Origin of the sequence: Streptomyces hamibioticus, assembly GCF_047946815.1 — a bacterium.
Lineage (GTDB): Bacteria > Actinomycetota > Actinomycetes > Streptomycetales > Streptomycetaceae > Streptomyces.
This window is the reverse complement of sequence record NZ_JBKKQY010000001.1, coordinates 3,477,160-3,493,682: the sequence shown is the minus strand read 5'-3', so window position 1 is coordinate 3,493,682 and position 16,523 is coordinate 3,477,160. Positions and strand designations below refer to the sequence as shown.

General features: G+C 73.9%; 16 protein-coding genes and 1 pseudogene. 11 read left to right on the top strand and 6 right to left on the bottom strand.

Features of this window, described 5'->3' with window-relative positions; genetic code table 11:
* Positions 1-6 precede the first annotated feature (6 nt).
* Complete coding sequence (locus ACLGIH_RS15690) at positions 7-1,665, bottom strand: ABC transporter permease (protein ID WP_416525863.1); 1,659 nt, start codon at positions 1,663-1,665, stop codon at positions 7-9.
* Complete coding sequence (locus ACLGIH_RS15685) at positions 1,662-2,606, bottom strand: ABC transporter ATP-binding protein (protein ID WP_416525862.1); 945 nt, start codon at positions 2,604-2,606, stop codon at positions 1,662-1,664. Before ACLGIH_RS15685 ends, ACLGIH_RS15690 begins: the two co-directional genes overlap by 4 nt.
* Before the next feature lie 104 nt (positions 2,607-2,710).
* On the opposite strand from ACLGIH_RS15685, the gene ACLGIH_RS15680 reads away from it, so the two are divergent.
* Both ACLGIH_RS15680 and ACLGIH_RS15675 read left to right on the top strand, forming a co-directional pair.
* Positions 2,711-3,208, top strand: coding sequence for a GbsR/MarR family transcriptional regulator (locus ACLGIH_RS15680; RefSeq protein WP_416525861.1), 498 nt, complete (start codon positions 2,711-2,713; stop codon positions 3,206-3,208).
* Positions 3,209-3,231: 23 nt separating this feature from the next.
* A complete protein-coding gene (locus ACLGIH_RS15675) occupies positions 3,232-3,411 on the top strand; it encodes a hypothetical protein (RefSeq protein ID WP_416525860.1) in 180 nt (59 codons plus the stop codon).
* Between the two features lie 64 nt (positions 3,412-3,475).
* On the opposite strand, the gene ACLGIH_RS15670 is transcribed toward ACLGIH_RS15675, so the two are convergent.
* On the bottom strand, positions 3,476-4,579 hold the full coding sequence (locus ACLGIH_RS15670; RefSeq protein ID WP_416525859.1) for a diacylglycerol kinase: 1,104 nt from the start codon (positions 4,577-4,579) through the stop codon (positions 3,476-3,478).
* Positions 4,580-4,764: 185 nt separating this feature from the next.
* Here ACLGIH_RS15670 and ACLGIH_RS15665 point away from each other — a divergent pair, with 185 nt between their 5' ends.
* The 4 genes and pseudogenes from ACLGIH_RS15665 to ACLGIH_RS15650 form a co-directional block, all read left to right on the top strand.
* A complete protein-coding gene (locus ACLGIH_RS15665; RefSeq protein WP_416525858.1) occupies positions 4,765-6,048 on the top strand; it encodes an adenylosuccinate synthase in 1,284 nt (427 codons plus the stop codon).
* Positions 6,049-6,099: 51 nt separating this feature from the next.
* Positions 6,100-6,594 carry a DUF3515 family protein gene (locus ACLGIH_RS15660; protein WP_416525857.1) on the top strand — a complete coding sequence of 165 codons (495 nt, stop codon included), beginning with the start codon at positions 6,100-6,102 and terminating at the stop codon, positions 6,592-6,594.
* 147 nt (positions 6,595-6,741) lie between these two features.
* Positions 6,742-6,942 carry a hypothetical protein gene (locus ACLGIH_RS15655; RefSeq protein ID WP_416525856.1) on the top strand — a complete coding sequence of 67 codons (201 nt, stop codon included), beginning with the start codon at positions 6,742-6,744 and terminating at the stop codon, positions 6,940-6,942.
* A 368-nt stretch (positions 6,943-7,310) separates the two neighbouring features.
* Positions 7,311-7,514 (top strand): annotated as a pseudogene (locus ACLGIH_RS15650) (hypothetical protein); the annotation flags it as partial.
* 73 nt (positions 7,515-7,587) lie between these two features.
* Here ACLGIH_RS15650 and ACLGIH_RS15645 read toward each other — a convergent pair.
* The 3 genes from ACLGIH_RS15645 to ACLGIH_RS15635 all read right to left on the bottom strand — a co-directional run bounded on the left by ACLGIH_RS15645 (position 7,588) and on the right by ACLGIH_RS15635 (position 10,573).
* A complete protein-coding gene (locus tag ACLGIH_RS15645; RefSeq protein ID WP_416525855.1) occupies positions 7,588-8,238 on the bottom strand; it encodes a hypothetical protein in 651 nt (216 codons plus the stop codon).
* A gap of 133 nt (positions 8,239-8,371) precedes the next feature.
* A complete protein-coding gene (locus tag ACLGIH_RS15640) occupies positions 8,372-9,064 on the bottom strand; it encodes a GntR family transcriptional regulator (RefSeq protein WP_416525854.1) in 693 nt (230 codons plus the stop codon).
* 144 nt (positions 9,065-9,208) lie between these two features.
* On the bottom strand, positions 9,209-10,573 hold the full coding sequence (locus ACLGIH_RS15635; protein WP_416525853.1) for an aspartate aminotransferase family protein: 1,365 nt from the start codon (positions 10,571-10,573) through the stop codon (positions 9,209-9,211).
* Positions 10,574-10,762: 189 nt separating this feature from the next.
* On the opposite strand from ACLGIH_RS15635, the gene ACLGIH_RS15630 reads away from it, so the two are divergent.
* The 5 genes from ACLGIH_RS15630 (at position 10,763) to ACLGIH_RS15610 (ending at position 16,377) form a co-directional block, all read left to right on the top strand.
* The gene (locus ACLGIH_RS15630; RefSeq protein ID WP_416525852.1) at positions 10,763-11,395 is read left to right on the top strand and encodes a type 1 glutamine amidotransferase family protein; all 633 of its coding nucleotides are present in this window, start codon (positions 10,763-10,765) and stop codon (positions 11,393-11,395) included.
* Positions 11,392-11,874 carry a MarR family winged helix-turn-helix transcriptional regulator gene (locus tag ACLGIH_RS15625; RefSeq protein ID WP_416525851.1) on the top strand — a complete coding sequence of 161 codons (483 nt, stop codon included), beginning with the start codon at positions 11,392-11,394 and terminating at the stop codon, positions 11,872-11,874. Before ACLGIH_RS15630 ends, ACLGIH_RS15625 begins: the two co-directional genes overlap by 4 nt.
* Before the next feature lie 70 nt (positions 11,875-11,944).
* Positions 11,945-12,523, top strand: a complete 579-nt coding sequence (locus ACLGIH_RS15620; RefSeq protein ID WP_416525850.1) for a TetR/AcrR family transcriptional regulator — start codon at positions 11,945-11,947, stop codon at positions 12,521-12,523.
* A gap of 96 nt (positions 12,524-12,619) precedes the next feature.
* Positions 12,620-14,662, top strand: a complete 2,043-nt coding sequence (locus ACLGIH_RS15615; protein WP_416525849.1) for a protein kinase domain-containing protein — start codon at positions 12,620-12,622, stop codon at positions 14,660-14,662.
* A 173-nt stretch (positions 14,663-14,835) separates the two neighbouring features.
* Positions 14,836-16,377: a substrate-binding domain-containing protein gene (locus ACLGIH_RS15610; RefSeq protein WP_416525848.1), complete on the top strand. Its 1,542-nt coding sequence runs from the start codon at positions 14,836-14,838 to the stop codon at positions 16,375-16,377.
* Positions 16,378-16,523 lie beyond the last annotated feature (146 nt).

Below are 16,523 nucleotides of genomic sequence, written 5' to 3'. Positions count from 1 at the left end.
AGCCGGCTACTTCGTCTCCAGGTCCCGGCGCCGGAATCCCGCGAGGCCGAGCCACAGCAGCGCGGCGGCCACCAGCGTCAGCACCAGCAGCGGGGTCCAGTTCATGTCCGCGGCCGGGAGCCGGGGGACGTGGCCGAAGGGGGAGAGGCTGTTCATCCAGCCGGGGAACTGGAGGATCTGGCCCAGGTAGCCGACGACGAAGGCGTACACCGGCACGATCCAGGCCGCCCCGCTCGCCCGTGGGAACCAGCCGAACAGCACCGCCGCCACTCCGACCGTGACCCACAGGGCCGGTGCGTAGGCGACGGCCGCGCCCACCAGCTTGGCCACCAGCACCCCGTCGCCGGTCGAGGCGGCACCCGAGATGCCGAAGCCGAGCCCGGCCAGCAGCAGGACGAGCGTGCCGCCGACCATGGCCACGGCCAGGTGGCTGCCGGCCCAGCGGTCACGGGACAGCCCGGTGGCGAGCAGCGGCTCGGCGCGGCCCGCGGTCTCCTCGGCGCGCGGTCGCAGCGCCGCCATCACCACGTACACCGCGGCGAGCACCGTGATGACCACCATCACCATGGAGGCGAAGGACTCGGCCATGCTGGAGCCGCCGATGCGCTCGAGGGCCTCCTGGAGCTGGTCGATGTCCTTCAGCATGTCCTCGGCCTGCCCGAGGATCGACCCGTACATCGCGCCCATCAGGAACAGGCCCGCGCCGAAGCCGGCGAGCATGCCCCGGTGCAGCCGCAGGGCGAAGCCGAGCGGGGTGCCGAGGGCGGCGGAGGCGTGCGGGCTGCCGAGCTTCTCCGGCCTGAGGCCCGCGCCCACGTCACGCCGGGTGGAGAGCACGAACCCCGTCGCCGCGCAGGCCGCGGCCAGGGCGAGGCAGAGCAGCAGCGGCCACCAGTCGTCGTCGACGTAGACGTAGGTGCGCTGCGCCCAGCCGATGGGGGAGAGCCAGGACAGGGCGCCGCTCCCGCCGCTGTCCCCGGCGGCGCGCAGCACGTAGGCGACGCCGATGACGGCGAGGGCCGTGCCGGTGGCGCCGCGGGCGTGTGCGGTGAGCTGGACGGTGATGGCGGCGACGGCGGCGAAGACGAGGCCGGCGGCGGCGTGGGCGGCGCCGTACAGCAGCGACCCGGCGGTGCCGATGCCGTCGATGCCCAGGCCGGCCAGCCCGAGGGCCAGCAGCGCGGCGAGGGCCAGGTTGGCCAGGGCGGCGACCGACAGGGCGGCGGCGAGGTGGGCGTGCCGGCCGACGACCGTCGAGCGCACCAGCTCGGCGCGGCCGGTCTCCTCCTCGGCACGGGTGTGCCGGGTGATGACCAGGACGCTCATCAGGCCGACGAGGACGGCCGTGAAGCCGAGCATCTGGTGGCCGAGCATGGCGCCGAAGGTGTAGTCGTCGAGGTAGTGGCGCGGGCCCGACATGGCGAGGCCGGCCGGGCTGCCCATGGTCTCGACGGCGTTGGCCCGGTCCTGGGGATCGCCGTACAGCTCCTGGTAGCTGTTGGCGGTCGACAGGGTGCCCAGCAGCAGGGCCAGGATCCACACCGGGAGCCGGACGCGGTCGCGGCGCAGGGCGAAGCGGATCAGCGTGCCGGTGCCGGCCAGGGTGGCCGAGCCGGGGGCCGGAGGTGCCGGGGTGCGGGTGCCCGGGGCCGTCGCGGTGGTCATCGTACGGCTCCGTCCGCGCCGTTCCCGGTGGTGGCGGTGGTGGCGGCGGCCGCCGGCAGTGCGTCGTCGTAGTGGCGGAGCATCAGCTCCTCCAGGGTCGGCGGGTGGCTGACGAGGCTGCGGATGCCGAACTCGGTGAGCTTGCGGACCGCGCCGTCGACCTCGGCGCCGTCCACCGCGAAGCGGACCCGGCCGTCGGTGGTCCGCAGGTCGTGGACGCCGGGCAGCGTGTCGAGGCCGGTGGCGGGGCGCTCGGTCTCCGCCTCGATGGTGGTGCGGGTCAGGTGCCGCAGCTCGCCGAGGGTGCCGGACTGGACGGTCCGGCCGAGCCGGATGATGCTCACCCGGTCGGCGAGCTTCTCCACCTGGGCCAGGATGTGGCTGGAGAGCAGGACGGTCCGGCCCGCGGCCCTGGCCTCGGTGATGACGTCCTGGAAGACGACCTCCATGAGCGGGTCCAGGCCCGCGGTGGGCTCGTCGAGGAGCAGCAGTTCGGCGTCGGAGGCGAGCGCGGCGACGATGGCGACCTTCTGCCGGTTGCCCTTGGAGTACGCCCGGCCCTTCTTCGTCGGGTCCAGGCCGAACCGCTCGACCAGCTCGGCCCGCCGCCGCTTGTTCAGGCCCCCGCGCAGCCGCGCCAGCAGGTCGATGGCCTCACCGCCGGTGAGGTTGGGCCACAGTTCGACGTCGCCGGGGACGTAGGCGAGGCGGCGGTGCAGTTCGACCGCGTCCGTCCAGGGGTCCCGGCCGAGGACCTGGGCGGCGCCGGAGTCGGCGCGCAGCAGCCCCAGCAGGACGCGGATGGTGGTCGACTTCCCGGCGCCGTTCGGCCCGAGGAAGCCGTGGACCTCGCCGGACTCGACGTCCAGGTCGAGGCCGTCCAGCGCGTGTGTCCGTCCGAAGGACTTGTACAGTCCGGAGACGGTGATGGCCTTGGTCATGGTTCCGAACGTACGCGTCCTTCACAAATTTGTGAAGTTAAGGAAGCGTATAAACCTCCGGGTAGACTCGGAACCCGTCGACGAGCAGGGGAGATGATCCGGGCATGGCGGAACCGAAGGCGACGGGGCGGGACCCGGAGTCCGTCTCCCGGTTCGTGGAGCACTTCGCGGCCCAGCTGGTGGAGGCCGGACTGCCCCGGATGCCCGCCCGGGTCTTCGCGGCCCTGCTGTCCTCCGACGCCGGCGCCCTGACCTCGGCCGAGCTGGGCGAACGGCTGAAGATCTCCCCGGCCGCGGTGTCGGGCGCGGTGCGCTACCTGGCCCAGGTCCACATGCTCTCCCGCGAACGGGAGCCCGGTTCGCGCCGCGAGCGCTACCGGGTGCACGCCGACCAGTGGTACGAGGCCCTCACCAACCGCGAGGCGGTGATCAAGCGCTGGGAGGACGCCCTGCGCGACGGCGTCCGCAGCCTCGGTGCGGAGACCCCGGCGGGCCGCAGGCTCGCCGAGACGCTGGCCTTCTTCGAGTTCGTCGAGGAGGAGGTCGCCGGGATGATGGAGCGCTGGCGGGCGCGCCGAGCGGAGCGGTTCGGCCCGGGCTGACCGGGCTGGCCGGGGTGGCCGGGGTGGCCGGGGTGGCCGGGGTGGCCGGGGTGGCCGGGGTGACCGGGCTGACCGGGCTGACCGGGGTGGCCGGGGTGGCCGGGGTGGCCGGGGTGACGGGGGCGACGGGGTTGACCGGGGTGGCCGGGGTGACGGGGGCGACGGGGTTGACCGGGGTGGCCCGGCTGCCCTCGCCGGCGTGACGTCCCCGCCGGCGCGACGCCCTGCCGGTCACCTCGCCGGTCACCCCGCCGGTCACCTCGCCGGTCACCCCGCCGGCAGCGTCAGCGACCACGCCCCCTCCCGCACCACCCACGTCCGCGTCCGCACCGGACCCGACTCGACCGTGTCCGCCCGGTACCGGAAGTGCGCCCCCGAGACGGTCACCGTCCGCCCCGTCGCCGTCAGCGGCGGCGCCTCCGCGTCCACCGACGACGGCCGCACCTCCACCTCGGCCACCCCGCCGGCGCCCGGCGTCAGCGACACGCCCTCGACCGGCTGGTCCAGGTCCACCAGCGTGACCCCGTCGACCTCCACCCGCAGCCGGGAGGGCCCGCCCCCGGAGGCCGACGCGGCCCTGACCGGGCGGGCGGCGGCCAGCGTCCGCACCAGCGACCGGCAGGTCCGCAGCCACGGGTGCACCGTCGCGCCCGCGTCCGCCCCGTTCCAGCCCGGCCTGTTCCAACCCGACCCGTTCCGGAAGCCGTCGTCCGGCCCGTCCCAGAAGCCCCCGTCCCGCGGATCCCCGGAGCCACCTCCACGCCCGCCCCCGAAGCCGCTGCCCCGTCCGCTCCCGAAGCCGCTGCCCCGCCCGTCTCCCAAGCCACTGCCCGGCCCGGACCCGAGGCCCCCGCCCCGCCCCTCCCCGAGGGGCTCGTCCCGTCCGCTCCCGAAACCCCCGCCCCGCACGCCGACCGGCGGAATCCCCACCGCCCCCAGCACCACCCCGTCACTGTCGTCGACGAGCAGGTCGAGCCGCCGCTCCGCCCCGTCCAGTACCGAGCGGGCCGCCGCCACCGCCCCCGTCGGCAGCCCCAGCGACCGGGCGAGCCCGAGCACCGGGCCCACCGGCACCACCGACAGCGCACATCCCGCCAGCTCCCGGTGCCGGTGCAGCAGGGAGACGGCCCGGAGCAGTGCCCGGTCGTCGCCGATCACCACGGGGCGCCGCGACCCCCGCCGCCGCAGCGCCCGGGCGAACTCCTCCGGACCGTCCGGCAGACACACCTTCGTACTCGCCGCACCCGCGCTGAGCACGTCTTTCGCGATCCGGACGGACTCGCCGTCCGCCCGGCGGGCGACCGGGTCGATGACCACCAGCAGCTGATCGGACGTCGCGGAGGATCTCGCGGAAGTCGCCACCTCGGCCATGCCTCGCTTCCTCGGGTAGCATCTTTGTGCAAGAGCCCCTTGCGCTATTGCGCCAGGGGCTTCGTCTATTCCGGGGCATCCGGTCCGACGGTTGGCGGCCAACGACGGTCGCGGTGCACGCGGCGGCATCCCTCCGCGTGCGCCCTCGACCATGGACATGCCCCGCCCGGAAGGGGTGTACGCGCGTGCCCGCACTTGTGCTGCTCGGTGCTCAGTGGGGTGACGAAGGCAAGGGAAAGGCGACGGACCTGCTCGGCGGCTCCGTCGATTACGTGGTGCGTTACCAGGGTGGCAACAACGCCGGCCACACGGTGGTCGTCGGCGACCAGAAGTACGCACTCCATCTGCTCCCTTCCGGAATCCTGTCCCCCGGCTGCACGCCGGTCATCGGCAACGGCGTCGTCGTCGACCCCTCCGTCCTGCTCTCCGAGCTGAGCGGGCTCAACGAGCGCGGCGTCGACACGTCCAAGCTCCTGATCAGCGGCAACGCCCACATCATCACGCCGTACAACGTCACCGTCGACAAGGTGACGGAACGCTTCCTCGGCAAGCGCAAGATCGGCACCACCGGGCGCGGCATCGGCCCGACCTACGCCGACAAGATCAACCGCGTGGGCATCCGGGTGCAGGACCTCTACGACGAGTCGATCCTGACCCAGAAGGTCGAGGCGGCGCTCGACATCAAGAACCAGGTGCTCACCAAGCTCTACAACCGGCGCGCCATCGCCGTCGGCCAGGTGGTCGAGGAGCTGCTGGGCTACTCGGAGCAGATCCGCCCGTACGTCGCCGACACCGTCCTGGTCCTGAACCAGGCCCTGGACGACGACAAGGTCGTCCTCTTCGAGGGCGGCCAGGGCACGCTGCTGGACATCGACCACGGCACGTACCCCTTCGTCACCTCCTCCAACCCGACCGCAGGCGGTGCCTGCACCGGCGCCGGTGTCGGCCCGACCCGGATCAGCCGCGTGATCGGCATCCTGAAGGCGTACACGACCCGTGTCGGCGCCGGCCCGTTCCCGACCGAGCTGTTCGACGAGGACGGCGAGGCGCTGCGCCGGATCGGCGGCGAGCGGGGCGTGACGACCGGCCGCGACCGGCGCTGCGGCTGGTTCGACGCGGTGATCGCCCGGTACGCGACCCGGGTGAACGGCCTGACGGACTTCTTCCTGACCAAGCTCGACGTCCTCACCGGCTGGGAGCAGATCCCCGTCTGCGTCGCCTACGAGATCGACGGCAAGCGCGTCGAGGAGCTGCCGTACTCGCAGACCGACTTCCACCACGCGAAGCCGGTCTACGAGATGCTCCCGGGCTGGTCGGAGGACATCAGCAAGGCGAAGACCTTCGCCGACCTGCCGAAGAACGCGCAGGCGTACGTCAAGGCACTGGAGGAGATGTCCGGCGCCCCGATCTCCGCGATCGGCGTGGGCCCGGGCCGGGACGAGACGATCGAGATCAACTCGTTCCTGTAGGCCGGCCCGGACGACGTACAGCGGCACGGAGCGAGCGGAGCGGATCGGATCATGCGGACCGGTGTTCCCGGCAGACGGTGGGTGTGGGCGTGTCTGGCGCTCGTGCTCGCCGCCGCCTCCGTCGGCGGGTTCCTCTTCGTCGACAGCCACCGGGTGGCCGCCGCTCCGCACGCGGACGACCCGAAGTGCGAGCAGGTGATCTCCCGTCTCCCGGACGACGTACCCGGTGCCTCGCGCGACTGGGCGCTGGGAGACGGGGTCGCCAGCTGGGGCGGTCGGAAGGCGGTCCTGCGCTGCGGGGCCGATGAGCTGCCGCCGAACATCAACCTGTGCGTCACGGTCGACGGCGTCGACTGGGTGCTGAACGAGGAGCGGCTGAACCGGGACGGGGTCAGCGTCCTGCGGACGTACGGCCGGTCCCCCGCCGTGGAGTTCGTCTACGGCGGTCCGCGCGAGGAGGTCGGCGGCATCCTGGCGGCGCTGAACCACGCCGTCGAGTGGCTCCCGCAGGACCGCAGGTGCATCGGCGCCGGGGACGCGCTGTAGGGCCCGCGTGACGGGCCTCGCCGTGAGGCGGCCCCGAGTGAGGGCCCCGGGACGGGGCGCGTGCCGGACGTCGCCGGGCACGCGGTGCCGATGCCGTTCGGACCCCTCCACCGGGCGCGGGCCCGGGCGACGGTATGGGATGGGGCCATGGACGAGCGTGACCGTGCCGCTTCCTGCCGGGGCCCGTACGGCGCCGAGGGCGCCCTCGGGGACTGCGGTGACCCCGTCCGCTTCGAGGTCGCCCGGTACCGTCGCCCGCCGCTGCGGGTGTGCCCCGTACATCTGGGCCCGTCGCTGCTGCTGGCGAGCGGCGTCCTGTGGCCACCGGGGATTACGCTGATCCGGTGAGCCACCGAGGCCCTCCGGCCCGCGGGCGTCCGGGTCTGCGGGCCTGGTCCGGTCTGCGGTCCTCCGGGTCCCGCCCTGCGGATCCCGGGTCCCGGGCCTCCGAGTCCCGACTTGTGAGCCGCGGGCGGCCGGGCCCTGGCACCGGCCAACGCCCCTCTGGGCCCTGGCCACCGGCCAACGCCCCTCTGGGCCCTGGCCACCGGCCAACGCCCCTCTGGGCCCTGGCCACCGGGCACCGGCTCGGCCCCCGCCGTCCGCCTCCCCGCCCCGGAAGGACGCCGTACGTGCGCTGGTGAGCCTGCTCCACCCGGACGTCGTGCTGCGCGCCGACGCGGCGGTGGCCCTGGGCGTGGCGGTAAGGGGTCACGGACCAGCTCAATCCGGAGGCGGCCTACTTCGGAGTCATCGGTGGCCGGCGGACCGCCCTGCTGGTCTTCGACATGAAGGACAGCTCCTAACTGCCGCCCGCCGGTGAGACGTTCTTCATGGAGGCGAACGCCGAGGTCGAGGTGTGCCCGATCATGAACGCCGAGGACCTGGAGAAGGGGCTCTCCCGGATGAAGGTCGGCTGAGGACGACGCTCGGCCGAGAACGAAGGTCCCCCGAGAACGAAGGACCGCCGAGAACGAAGGCCGAGGGCGAAGATCAGCTGAAGACGATCATCGACCCCTGTGCCAGACTCCGCGTCGCCGCCGCGTGCAGCCCCAGCCACACATGGCGTTCGCGGGAGAAGGGGCTCGGATCGTACGGAGCCGCCACCGCGGGCTCCTCCAGCTCCGTCGGAGCCGCCGGGGGCTGCGGTGCGGCCGGGGGGTTGGCCGGGTCGATGCCGATGGTCGGTGCCACGAACTCCAGCTCGCGCAGCAGTGCGTGCGAGGACCCCAACGGACCGCCGCCCGCGAGGAGTTCGTCGTTGGAAAGGGGGTGCGCGAAGTCGACGGGGACGTACGAGCCCGCGTGGTCGTAGTGCCAGACCAGATGGGACTGCTGGGCCGTCGCCTCGAACATCTCCAGCAACTGCTCGTAGTCACCGCCCAGTTCGTCCACCGGTGCCACCGCGAGACCGCACACCTGGAGCAGATAGGCGCGGCGCAGGAAGTGCAGTGCGTCGTAGTCGAAGCCGGCCACCGGGGCGACCTCGCCGGACAGCCCCGGCATGTACTGGTACACCGGCACCGGTGGCAGCCCGGCCTCGGCCAGCACCTTGTCGTATTGCGCGAGTTCCTCGGCGAACGGGTTGTCCGGCGTGTGGCACAACACGTCGACGAGCGGTACCAGCCACAGGTCACAGGCCAAAAGAGCGCTCCTCACAACACGGTGGTCAGGGCGAGGGTAGTCGGTACGGCGGGTCCGGTCCGATCCGGTGCGTGCAAGTCCCATACCCAGGTGACGCCCCCTGACCCGCGCGCGCGGCGCCCGGTCGGCCCGTTCATCCGGCCGCGAGCCGTTCGATGAGGCGCAGGGAGTGGGTGTTGTACGCCTCGACGATCGCGCGGGCGGTCCCGGCGTCCCGCCGGGCCAGCGCGTCGACCAGCTCCGTGTGGTCCGACCACAGCAGTCCCCGCAGATCGCTCAGCCGACGCAGGTGCTGGACCGTGCACACCCAGCTCTGGACGCGCAGCCGGTGCAGGAAGTCGGAGAGGTAGGGGTTGCCGAACAGCGCGGCCAGCTCGCGCCAGAAGCGCAGGTCGTAACCGATGAGGATGGTCAGGTCCCCGGCCGCGGCGGCCCGCTGCGCCTCCTCGCCGCGCCGCCGGACCCCGGTGAGGGCGGCGCGGAGGCGGGGATCGTCGCCCTGGCCGTGGCCGGCGGCGAGGGCCTGGAACATCCCGTCGGTGACGAGTCCGCGGGCCCGGACCATGCCGCGGAAGTCGTCGACCGAGTACGCGTGCACCCGGAAACCCCGGTGCTGGTCGGCGTCGAGGAGCCCCTGCGCGGACAGGTCGACGAGGGCCTCGCGCACGGGCGTCGCGGACACGCCGTACTGCTCGGCGATCTCCTTGACGGTGAACTCCTGCCCCGGCCGAAGCCGCCCGGCCAGTACCTCGTCGCGGAGCGCTTCGGCGATCTGCTGCCGCAGGGTGCTGCGCGTCACGGCACCGGTGCCGCTGGGGCCGGGCATGGTCGGGCGGTCTCCTCGTCGCGTCGGGGTGGCGGGTCCGCGCACGCGCCGGCGCGTCCGGTACTGCCCGCGCGTGCTCGTACGTGGGTACGAGCACGCACCTTACGCGTTCCCGCCCGGCCGCCGGCCCCGCCGGCCGTGCCCTTACTCCGTGTACTCGTCCGCCACGGACAGTGCCGCGTCCAGGGCGGCCAGGCCCTCCTTCAGCTCCGCCTCGGTGACGTTGCAGGGCGGCACCACGTGCGTGCGGTTCATGTTCACGAACGGCCACACGCCGTGGGCCTTCGCGGCGGCGGCGAACGCGGCCATCGGGGCGTTCGCCTCACCGGTCGCGTTGTACGGCACCAGCGGCTCCCGCGTCTCGCGGTTCCTGACCAGTTCCAGCGCCCAGAACATGCCGACGCCGCGTACCTCGCCCACGCTGCGGTGCCGCTCCGCCAGCTCGCGCAGCGCCGGCCCGACGACGTCCCGGCCCAGCCGGGCGGCGTTCGTCACGATGCCCTCCTCGGCCATGACCCCGATCGTCGCGACGGCCGCGGCGCAGGCCAGCGGGTGCCCCGAGTAGGTCAGACCGCCCGGGTAGGGCCGCTTCGCGAACGTCTCGGCGATCTCCGAGGAGATGGCGACACCGCCCAGCGGCACATAGCCGGAGTTCACCCCCTTGGCGAAGGTCATCAGGTCCGGCACGACGTCGAACAGGTCGGCCGCGAACCACTCGCCGGTCCGCCCGAACCCGGCCATGACCTCGTCCAGGACGAACACGATCCCGTACTTGTCGCACAGCTCGCGCACCCCGGCCAGGTAACCGGGCGGCGGCACCATGATCCCCGCCGTGCCGGGGACGGTCTCCAGGACGAGCGCGGCGATGGTCTGCGGCCCCTCGAAGACGATGGTCGTCTCCAGGTGCTCCAGCGCCCGCGCGCACTCCTGCTCCTCGGTCTCGGCGTAGAAGCGGGAGCGGTAGAGGAAGGGCGCCCAGAAGCGCACGACCCCGGCCGAGCCGGTGTCCGAGCCCCAGCGGCGCGGGTCCCCGGTGACGTTGATCGCCTGCTGGGTGCCGCCGTGGTAGGAGCGGTACGCCGACAGCACCTTCGGGCGCCCGGTGTGCAGCCGGGCCATGCGCACGGCGTGCTCCACGGCGTCCGCGCCGCCGTTGGTGAAGAAGATCTTGTCGAGGTCACCGGGTGTGCGCTCGGCGATCAGCCGGGCCGCCTCGGAGCGGGCCTCGACGGCGAACGCGGGCGCGAACGTCGTCATCCGCGCCGCCTGCTCCTGGACGGCGGCGACGACCTCGGGGTGCTGGTAGCCGATGTTCGTGTAGACGAGGCCGCTGGTGAGGTCTAGGTAGCGGTTGCCGTCGTAGTCCCAGAAGTACGACCCCTCGGCGCCGGCGACGGCGAGCGGGTCGATGAGCTCCTGCGCGGACCAGGAGTGGAAGACGTGCGCGCGGTCGGCGGCCTTGACGGCGGCGCCGGCCTGGGGGTCGGGCTGAGGGAGCTGAGCGGTCATGCGGCCGAGCGTAGATGTCCGCGATGCGGAAGCGGAATCGGCGTCCTGTCTGTGGACAGGGGCTTTCCGCGACAGGTTGTCGACGGCTGCCACCCGCTCCTCCATCGACGCGACAGTGACCCAATATTGACAGCAGACTGTCGAAGTGACAGCCTGCTGTCATAAGCCCTTCGGGTCCGAGGAGGAACCATGAACGGCACCACCAGCATCCCCGGCCGCGACCGCAAGCCCGTCCACCTCGCCGTCTACGACACGCTCGCCGACTGGGAGACGGGCCACGCCACCGCGCACCTCGCCCGCGCCGGATATCCGGTCCGGACCGCCGGGCCGACCACCGCGCCGGTGACGAGCATCGGCGGCCTGCGCATCCGGCCCGACCTGGCGCTGGCCGACGTACGGCCGGAGGACAGCTCCCTGCTGATCCTCCCGGGCGCCGACCTCTGGGACACCTCGGACGACCTCGCCCCGTTCGCCCGCACGGCCCGCGCCTTCCTGGACGCCGGTGTGCCCGTCGCCGCGATCTGCGGTGCCACCGCGGGGCTGGCCAGGGAGGGCCTGCTCGACGACCGCGCCCACACCGGCGCGGTCTCCTTCCACCTCGCGGCGACCGGTTACGCGGGCGGCGGCCACTACCGGGAGGCCGACGCGGTCACCGACGGCGGCCTGATCACGGCCGGTCCCACCGAGCCCGTCGCCTTCGCCCGCGAGATCCTTGGGCTGCTCGGGGTGTACGAGGGCGAGGTCCTCGACGCGTGGTACCGGCTGTTCCACGACTCCGACGCGTCGGCCTACGAGGTGCTCCAGAAGGCGGGAGCGGCGTGAGCCGGGAGCGCCAGGACCTGCTCAGCCGGAGCGCGCTCGGCGTCTTCCGGCTCAACGGCCAGTTCCTCTCGGTCGCCGAGGAACTGGCCCGGCCCGCCGGGCTCACCGCCGCGCGGTGGCAGGTGCTCGGCGCGGTGCTGGGCGAGCCGCTGCCCGTGGCCGGCGTCGCCCGCGCCATGGGCATCACCCGGCAGAGCGTGCAGCGCGTCGCCGACCTGCTGGTGGACCAGGGCCTCGCCGAGTACCGGCCCAACCCGGCGCACCGCCGCGCCAAGCTCCTGGCCCCCACCGAGGCCGGCCGCGCGGCCGTGTCCCGCATCGACCCGGGCCACGCCGCCTTCGCCGACCGCCTGACCGAGGCGTACGGCTCGGAGGCGGAACTGGCGGAGGCGGTGCGGGCGCTGGAGCGGCTGTCGGAGGCGCTGGCGCGGATCGGCGGCGTTCCGGCGGACCACGGGGAGCCGCGTGACCGGCCGTGACGGGCGGCCGGTGGCACGTAGTACTGTGACTGAAGTGGTTTCAGTGTAGTACTGCATACGGAGTGATGTCATGGTGAGGCGGAACGACCAGCGGCGCGCGGCCCTCGTCGACGCGGCGATCGAGGTGCTGGCCAGGGAGGGCGCCCGCGGCCTGACCTTCCGGGCGGTGGACGCGGAGGCCGCCGTCCCCACCGGCACGGCGTCCAACTACTTCGCCAACCGCGACGACCTGCTCACCCAGGCCGGCGCCCGGGTCTACGAGCGGCTGCAGCCCGACGAGGCCACGATCGCCCGCCAGCGCGCGGCCGGCCGTGACCGGGAGACCTATGTCGAGCTGATGCGCGAACTCGTCGGCCACGTCGCCTCCTTCCGCACCGGCTACCTCGCCCTGCTCGAACTCCGCCTGGAGGCCACCCGCCGCCCCGCGCTGCGCAAGGTCCTCACCGAGCGCGTCCGCGCCGACGTCGACGCCAACGTCGCCTACCACGAGGCCTCCGGTCTCCCGGGCGACGCCATGGCCGTCAAGTTGCTGATCCTGACGCTGAACTGGCTGATCGTCGAGCAGCTCACCCTGCCGGACGTCTTCTCGGAGGCGGAGCGGGACCGGCTGGTGGCGGCGGCGGTCGAGCGCATCGTCACCGACGGGTAACGACCCCGGAGGCAGCGGCCCGAACGTCTCCCGGGCGTCCTGGACCGGTCGTTAGACTCACGGTCTGTTGCACACATGCGGGGGGAAGGCGCAACGATGCAGAAGCTCGGGGCGGGAGATCCGCAGCGGATCGGGGCCTACCGGCTGCTGGCGCGGCTGGGGGCGGGCGGCATGGGCCACGTCTACCTGGCCCGCTCGGACCGGGGACGTACCGTCGCCGTGAAGCTGGTGCGCGAGGAACTGGCCGCGCACGAGGAGTTCCGGGCGCGCTTCCGGCAGGAGGTGCAGGCCGCGCGGCAGGTCGGCGGCGACTGGACCGCGCCGGTGCTGGACGCGGACACCGAGGCCGCCGTGCCCTGGGTCGCCACCGGCTATGTCGCCGGCCCCAGCCTCCAGCAGGTCGTCGGCCACGACCACGGGGCGCTGCCCGAGCGCTCGGTCCGGATCCTCGCGGCCGGGCTGGCGTACGCGCTGAAGGACATCCACGCCGCCGGGATGGTCCACCGCGACCTCAAGCCGTCCAACGTCCTGGTCACCATCGACGGGCCGCGCGTCATCGACTTCGGCATCGCCCGCGCCCTGCAGACCATGACCGACGGCGGGCTCACCCGGACCGGCGCACTCGTCGGGTCGCCCGGCTTCATGGCCCCCGAGCAGGTGCGCGGCGACCGCACCACGCCCGCCTGCGACGTCTTCTGCCTCGGCTCCGTCCTCGCCTACGCCGCCACCGGCAACCCGCCCTTCGGCACCGCCAACAGCGGGGTGCACGCCCTGATGTTCCGGATCGCCCAGGAGGAGCCCGACCTCGAGCGGATGCCCGAGGGCATGGCCGACCTGGTCCGCGACTGCCTGAGGAAGGATCCGGCCGCCCGGCCGACGCTCGACGCGATCCTCCGGCGCACCGGCGCACAGGACACCGTCGCCGACGGCCGCTCCCGCGACCCGTGGCTGCCGAGCGCGCTGGTGGCCCAGCTCGGCCGGCACGCCGTACGGCTGCTGGACTCGGAGGACCCGGAGGCACCGGAGGCACCGCAGACCGGCGGCGGTCCCGCCGCCGCGGCGCCCGCCGCACCCGGGGCTTCCGCCGCGCCCGGGGCTGCCGCCTCCGCCGCACCCGGTGCCGCCGCCCACGCAGCCGACGCCGCCTCCGACGCCGCCCCGCCCGAGCACGCCCGCGCCGCCGACCCCGGCCCGGACGGGGCCGGCGCCCCGGCCGGCGCACCGGCCCCCTCCGGCGCTCCCGCGGACCCGGCGGGCACCGGCGGCCCGCCCCCGCCGGGCCGCCCCGGCGAGTCAGCCCCGCTGAACCACCTCCCGACCCTGGTCGCGGGCCAGGGCCCGCCCACCCCTCCGGCCGCGCACCCCTCCCCGGCGTACGGCCATCCGCAGCCGCCCGCCGCCTACGGCTACCCGCAGCACCCGGGCGGCGGCCTCGCGGGCACCCCGCCCTACTCCCCGTACGGCGCCCTGGGCGCCACCCCGCCCTACGGCCCGCCCGCCGGCCACACCCCGCCCTACGGCCCCCCGCCGCAGCCGTCCGGCCGGGGCCGTTCCACCGCGCTGCTGGTCGTGGTCGCCCTGGTCGTCGCGCTCACCGCCGGCGGTTCGGTCTACGCGCTGATGAGCGGCGGCGGTGACGGCAACCGGGCGGGCGGCGACCCCTCGGTCACCCCGACGGCGACCGCCACCACCGACCAGGCGCCGCCGAACGGCCCCGGAGCCGACGGCACCGCCCCGGCCCCGGCGCCCTCGGCCGGGCAGCCGACCACCCCGGAGGCGGCGGAGGGCACGATCCCGTCCGCGTACCTGGGGACCTGGACCACGACCATCGACAACGCCTCGGGCGTCCACCCCCGGCGGCTGACCATCCAGCAGGGCGAGGTCGGCGACACCGTCCTCTCCCTCGTCGCCGACGGCCCGGCCGGCAGCGGCAGGTACCACTGCGTGTTCGAGGCCGACCTGTCCACCGACCCCGGCGCCGACGGCCCGCTGCGGATCGGCCCTTCCCGGGTGACGGTCGGCCGGCCGCGCACCTCCTGCTCACCGGGCGAGCCCACCACGGTCACCCTGCTGCCGAACGGCAGCCTGCGGCGCGTGAACGACAGCAACGGGGAGAGCCTGACGTACACCCGGCAGTGAGCCGGTCCCCGGGACTCTCGGGGTTGTTGAACGTACGGCGAACTTCACCGGACGAACCCGGTCTGCCCCCTCGTACAGCCGTACGGTGACCGGACGACCGAACCGAAGGTCGAGGCAAGGTCGGGGTCGAGGCCGCAATCGGGCCGGGTCGAGGGTCGGCGGGGGCGTCCACGGTGGAGTGGTTGAGCGCGGAGAACCTGGTGGCCGTGGCCACCGCGATGCTAGGTGTCGCGGCCTCGGGCGTCATGCTCTGGTACGAGCGCCGGGTGCCGCGGCGCAAACGGATCGGTTACCGCGTCCAGATGGACAACCCCATCGGGGACGACGTCCGCTCCGGCCGCGCCAACCGCCGCCTCGGCCTGTTCGAGGAGACCCCGGGGATGACGGACGCGACCCTGGTGCTCCTGCGCGTAGAGAACGACGGCTCCCAGGGCATCGACCGCGACGACTACACCGGGCCGGAACTCCACGGCCTGACCGCGGTGTTCGCCGACCGCACCATCCGCGCCGTCTCGGTCACCCAGCCGTCGGACACGGACCACCTCATGGACCACTTCACGGCCGGCCGGGGCTTCGGCTACGACGGCAACACCCTGCGCATCCCGCGGGTCCCGCTGAACCGCGGCGACTACTTCAAGCTCCTGGTCCTGCTGTCCGGCGGCGACGTGGGCAGCGAGATCCGGCTGATCGGCGGCATCCGGGACGGCGAGGTCCACCCCAACCGCAGCGCGACCCCCGACGACACACCGCCGCTGTTCAGCCGTGCGGCGCGGACGATCACCGTGCTGCTCACGGCGTGCGTGATCACGCTGGCGGCGATCGTCGTCGCCCGGGACGACACCCTGCCGCCGATCGGCTGCGCGGGCGGCACGCTGACCCTGACCGGCTCGACGGCGTTCGCACCGGTACTGCGGGAGGTGGCGCGCAAGTACGAGACCGACTGCGCGGAGGAGGAGGCCCGGATCGTGGTGGACACCCACGGATCGACGTCGGGCATCCGCGAGCTGGCGGCGGCCGGCGCCCGGACGAAGCAGGGCTCGCCCCCGGTGATCGCCTTCTCCGACGGCACCAAACCGGGCGGCCTGGCGGACCTGCGCGAGAACCGGGTGGCGGTGTCGGTCTTCGCCCTCGTCGTCAACGACGGCGTCCGGCTGCCCCGCGACGACCTGTCCACCGCGGAGGTACGCCGACTGCACCGCGGCGAGATCACCAACTGGCGGCAGCTCGGCGGCCCCGACCTGCCGGTGCGGCTGATCAGCCGGGACGCCGACTCCGGGACGAGACAGGTCTTCCAGCGCCGGGTACTGGGCCGCGGCGAGATCGCCAACTCCTCGTTCGACTGCGTCCACAAGGACGACCGCACGGCCCCCGTCGTCCGCTGCGAGCTGGACTCCACCCAGCAGGTCCTGACGACGGTCGCGCAGACTCCCGGCGCGATCGGCTACAGCGAGCTGAACCTGGCCGTCCGCGCACAGGGCGTGCGGCCCCTGTCCCTCGACGGCGACCCCGCGTCCGTCGACGCCCTGGAACGCGGCACGAGCGCGTACCCGTACCGCGAGATCGAGTACGCCTACACCTACGGCCGCCCCCCGGCCGACTCCCTCGCCTCCAGCTTCCTGACCTACCTGACCCGGGGCAACGGCCAGGACGTCATCCGCACCCACGGCCACGTGCCGTGCTGGACACCGGCGGGCCTGGAACTCTGCGCCCGGTGACGCGCCGGGCGGCCGTCGTCGTCCGTCCGTTCAGCCGGAAGGGCAGGGGCGGGTGCCCCCGGCCATGCCGAGTTCCGGGCGCTCGCGCCGGGCCCGGCTGCCGGGGCCGTCCGGGGCCGCGCACAGGGGGTCGTGCCACGAGGGCG

Coding starts and splice junctions, on each gene's coding strand:
- ACLGIH_RS15630 (WP_416525852.1), top strand. CDS start 10,763: ATGAACGGCACCACCAGCATCCCCGGCCGCGACCGCAAGCCCGTCCAC.
- ACLGIH_RS15615 (WP_416525849.1), top strand. CDS start 12,620: ATGCAGAAGCTCGGGGCGGGAGATCCGCAGCGGATCGGGGCCTACCGG.
- ACLGIH_RS15640 (WP_416525854.1), bottom strand. CDS start 9,064: ATGCCCGGCCCCAGCGGCACCGGTGCCGTGACGCGCAGCACCCTGCGG.
- ACLGIH_RS15660 (WP_416525857.1), top strand. CDS start 6,100: ATGCGGACCGGTGTTCCCGGCAGACGGTGGGTGTGGGCGTGTCTGGCG.
- ACLGIH_RS15635 (WP_416525853.1), bottom strand. CDS start 10,573: ATGACCGCTCAGCTCCCTCAGCCCGACCCCCAGGCCGGCGCCGCCGTC.
- ACLGIH_RS15655 (WP_416525856.1), top strand. CDS start 6,742: ATGGACGAGCGTGACCGTGCCGCTTCCTGCCGGGGCCCGTACGGCGCC.
- ACLGIH_RS15685 (WP_416525862.1), bottom strand. CDS start 2,606: ATGACCAAGGCCATCACCGTCTCCGGACTGTACAAGTCCTTCGGACGG.
- ACLGIH_RS15690 (WP_416525863.1), bottom strand. CDS start 1,665: ATGACCACCGCGACGGCCCCGGGCACCCGCACCCCGGCACCTCCGGCC.
- ACLGIH_RS15620 (WP_416525850.1), top strand. CDS start 11,945: ATGGTGAGGCGGAACGACCAGCGGCGCGCGGCCCTCGTCGACGCGGCG.
- ACLGIH_RS15670 (WP_416525859.1), bottom strand. CDS start 4,579: ATGGCCGAGGTGGCGACTTCCGCGAGATCCTCCGCGACGTCCGATCAG.
- ACLGIH_RS15680 (WP_416525861.1), top strand. CDS start 2,711: ATGGCGGAACCGAAGGCGACGGGGCGGGACCCGGAGTCCGTCTCCCGG.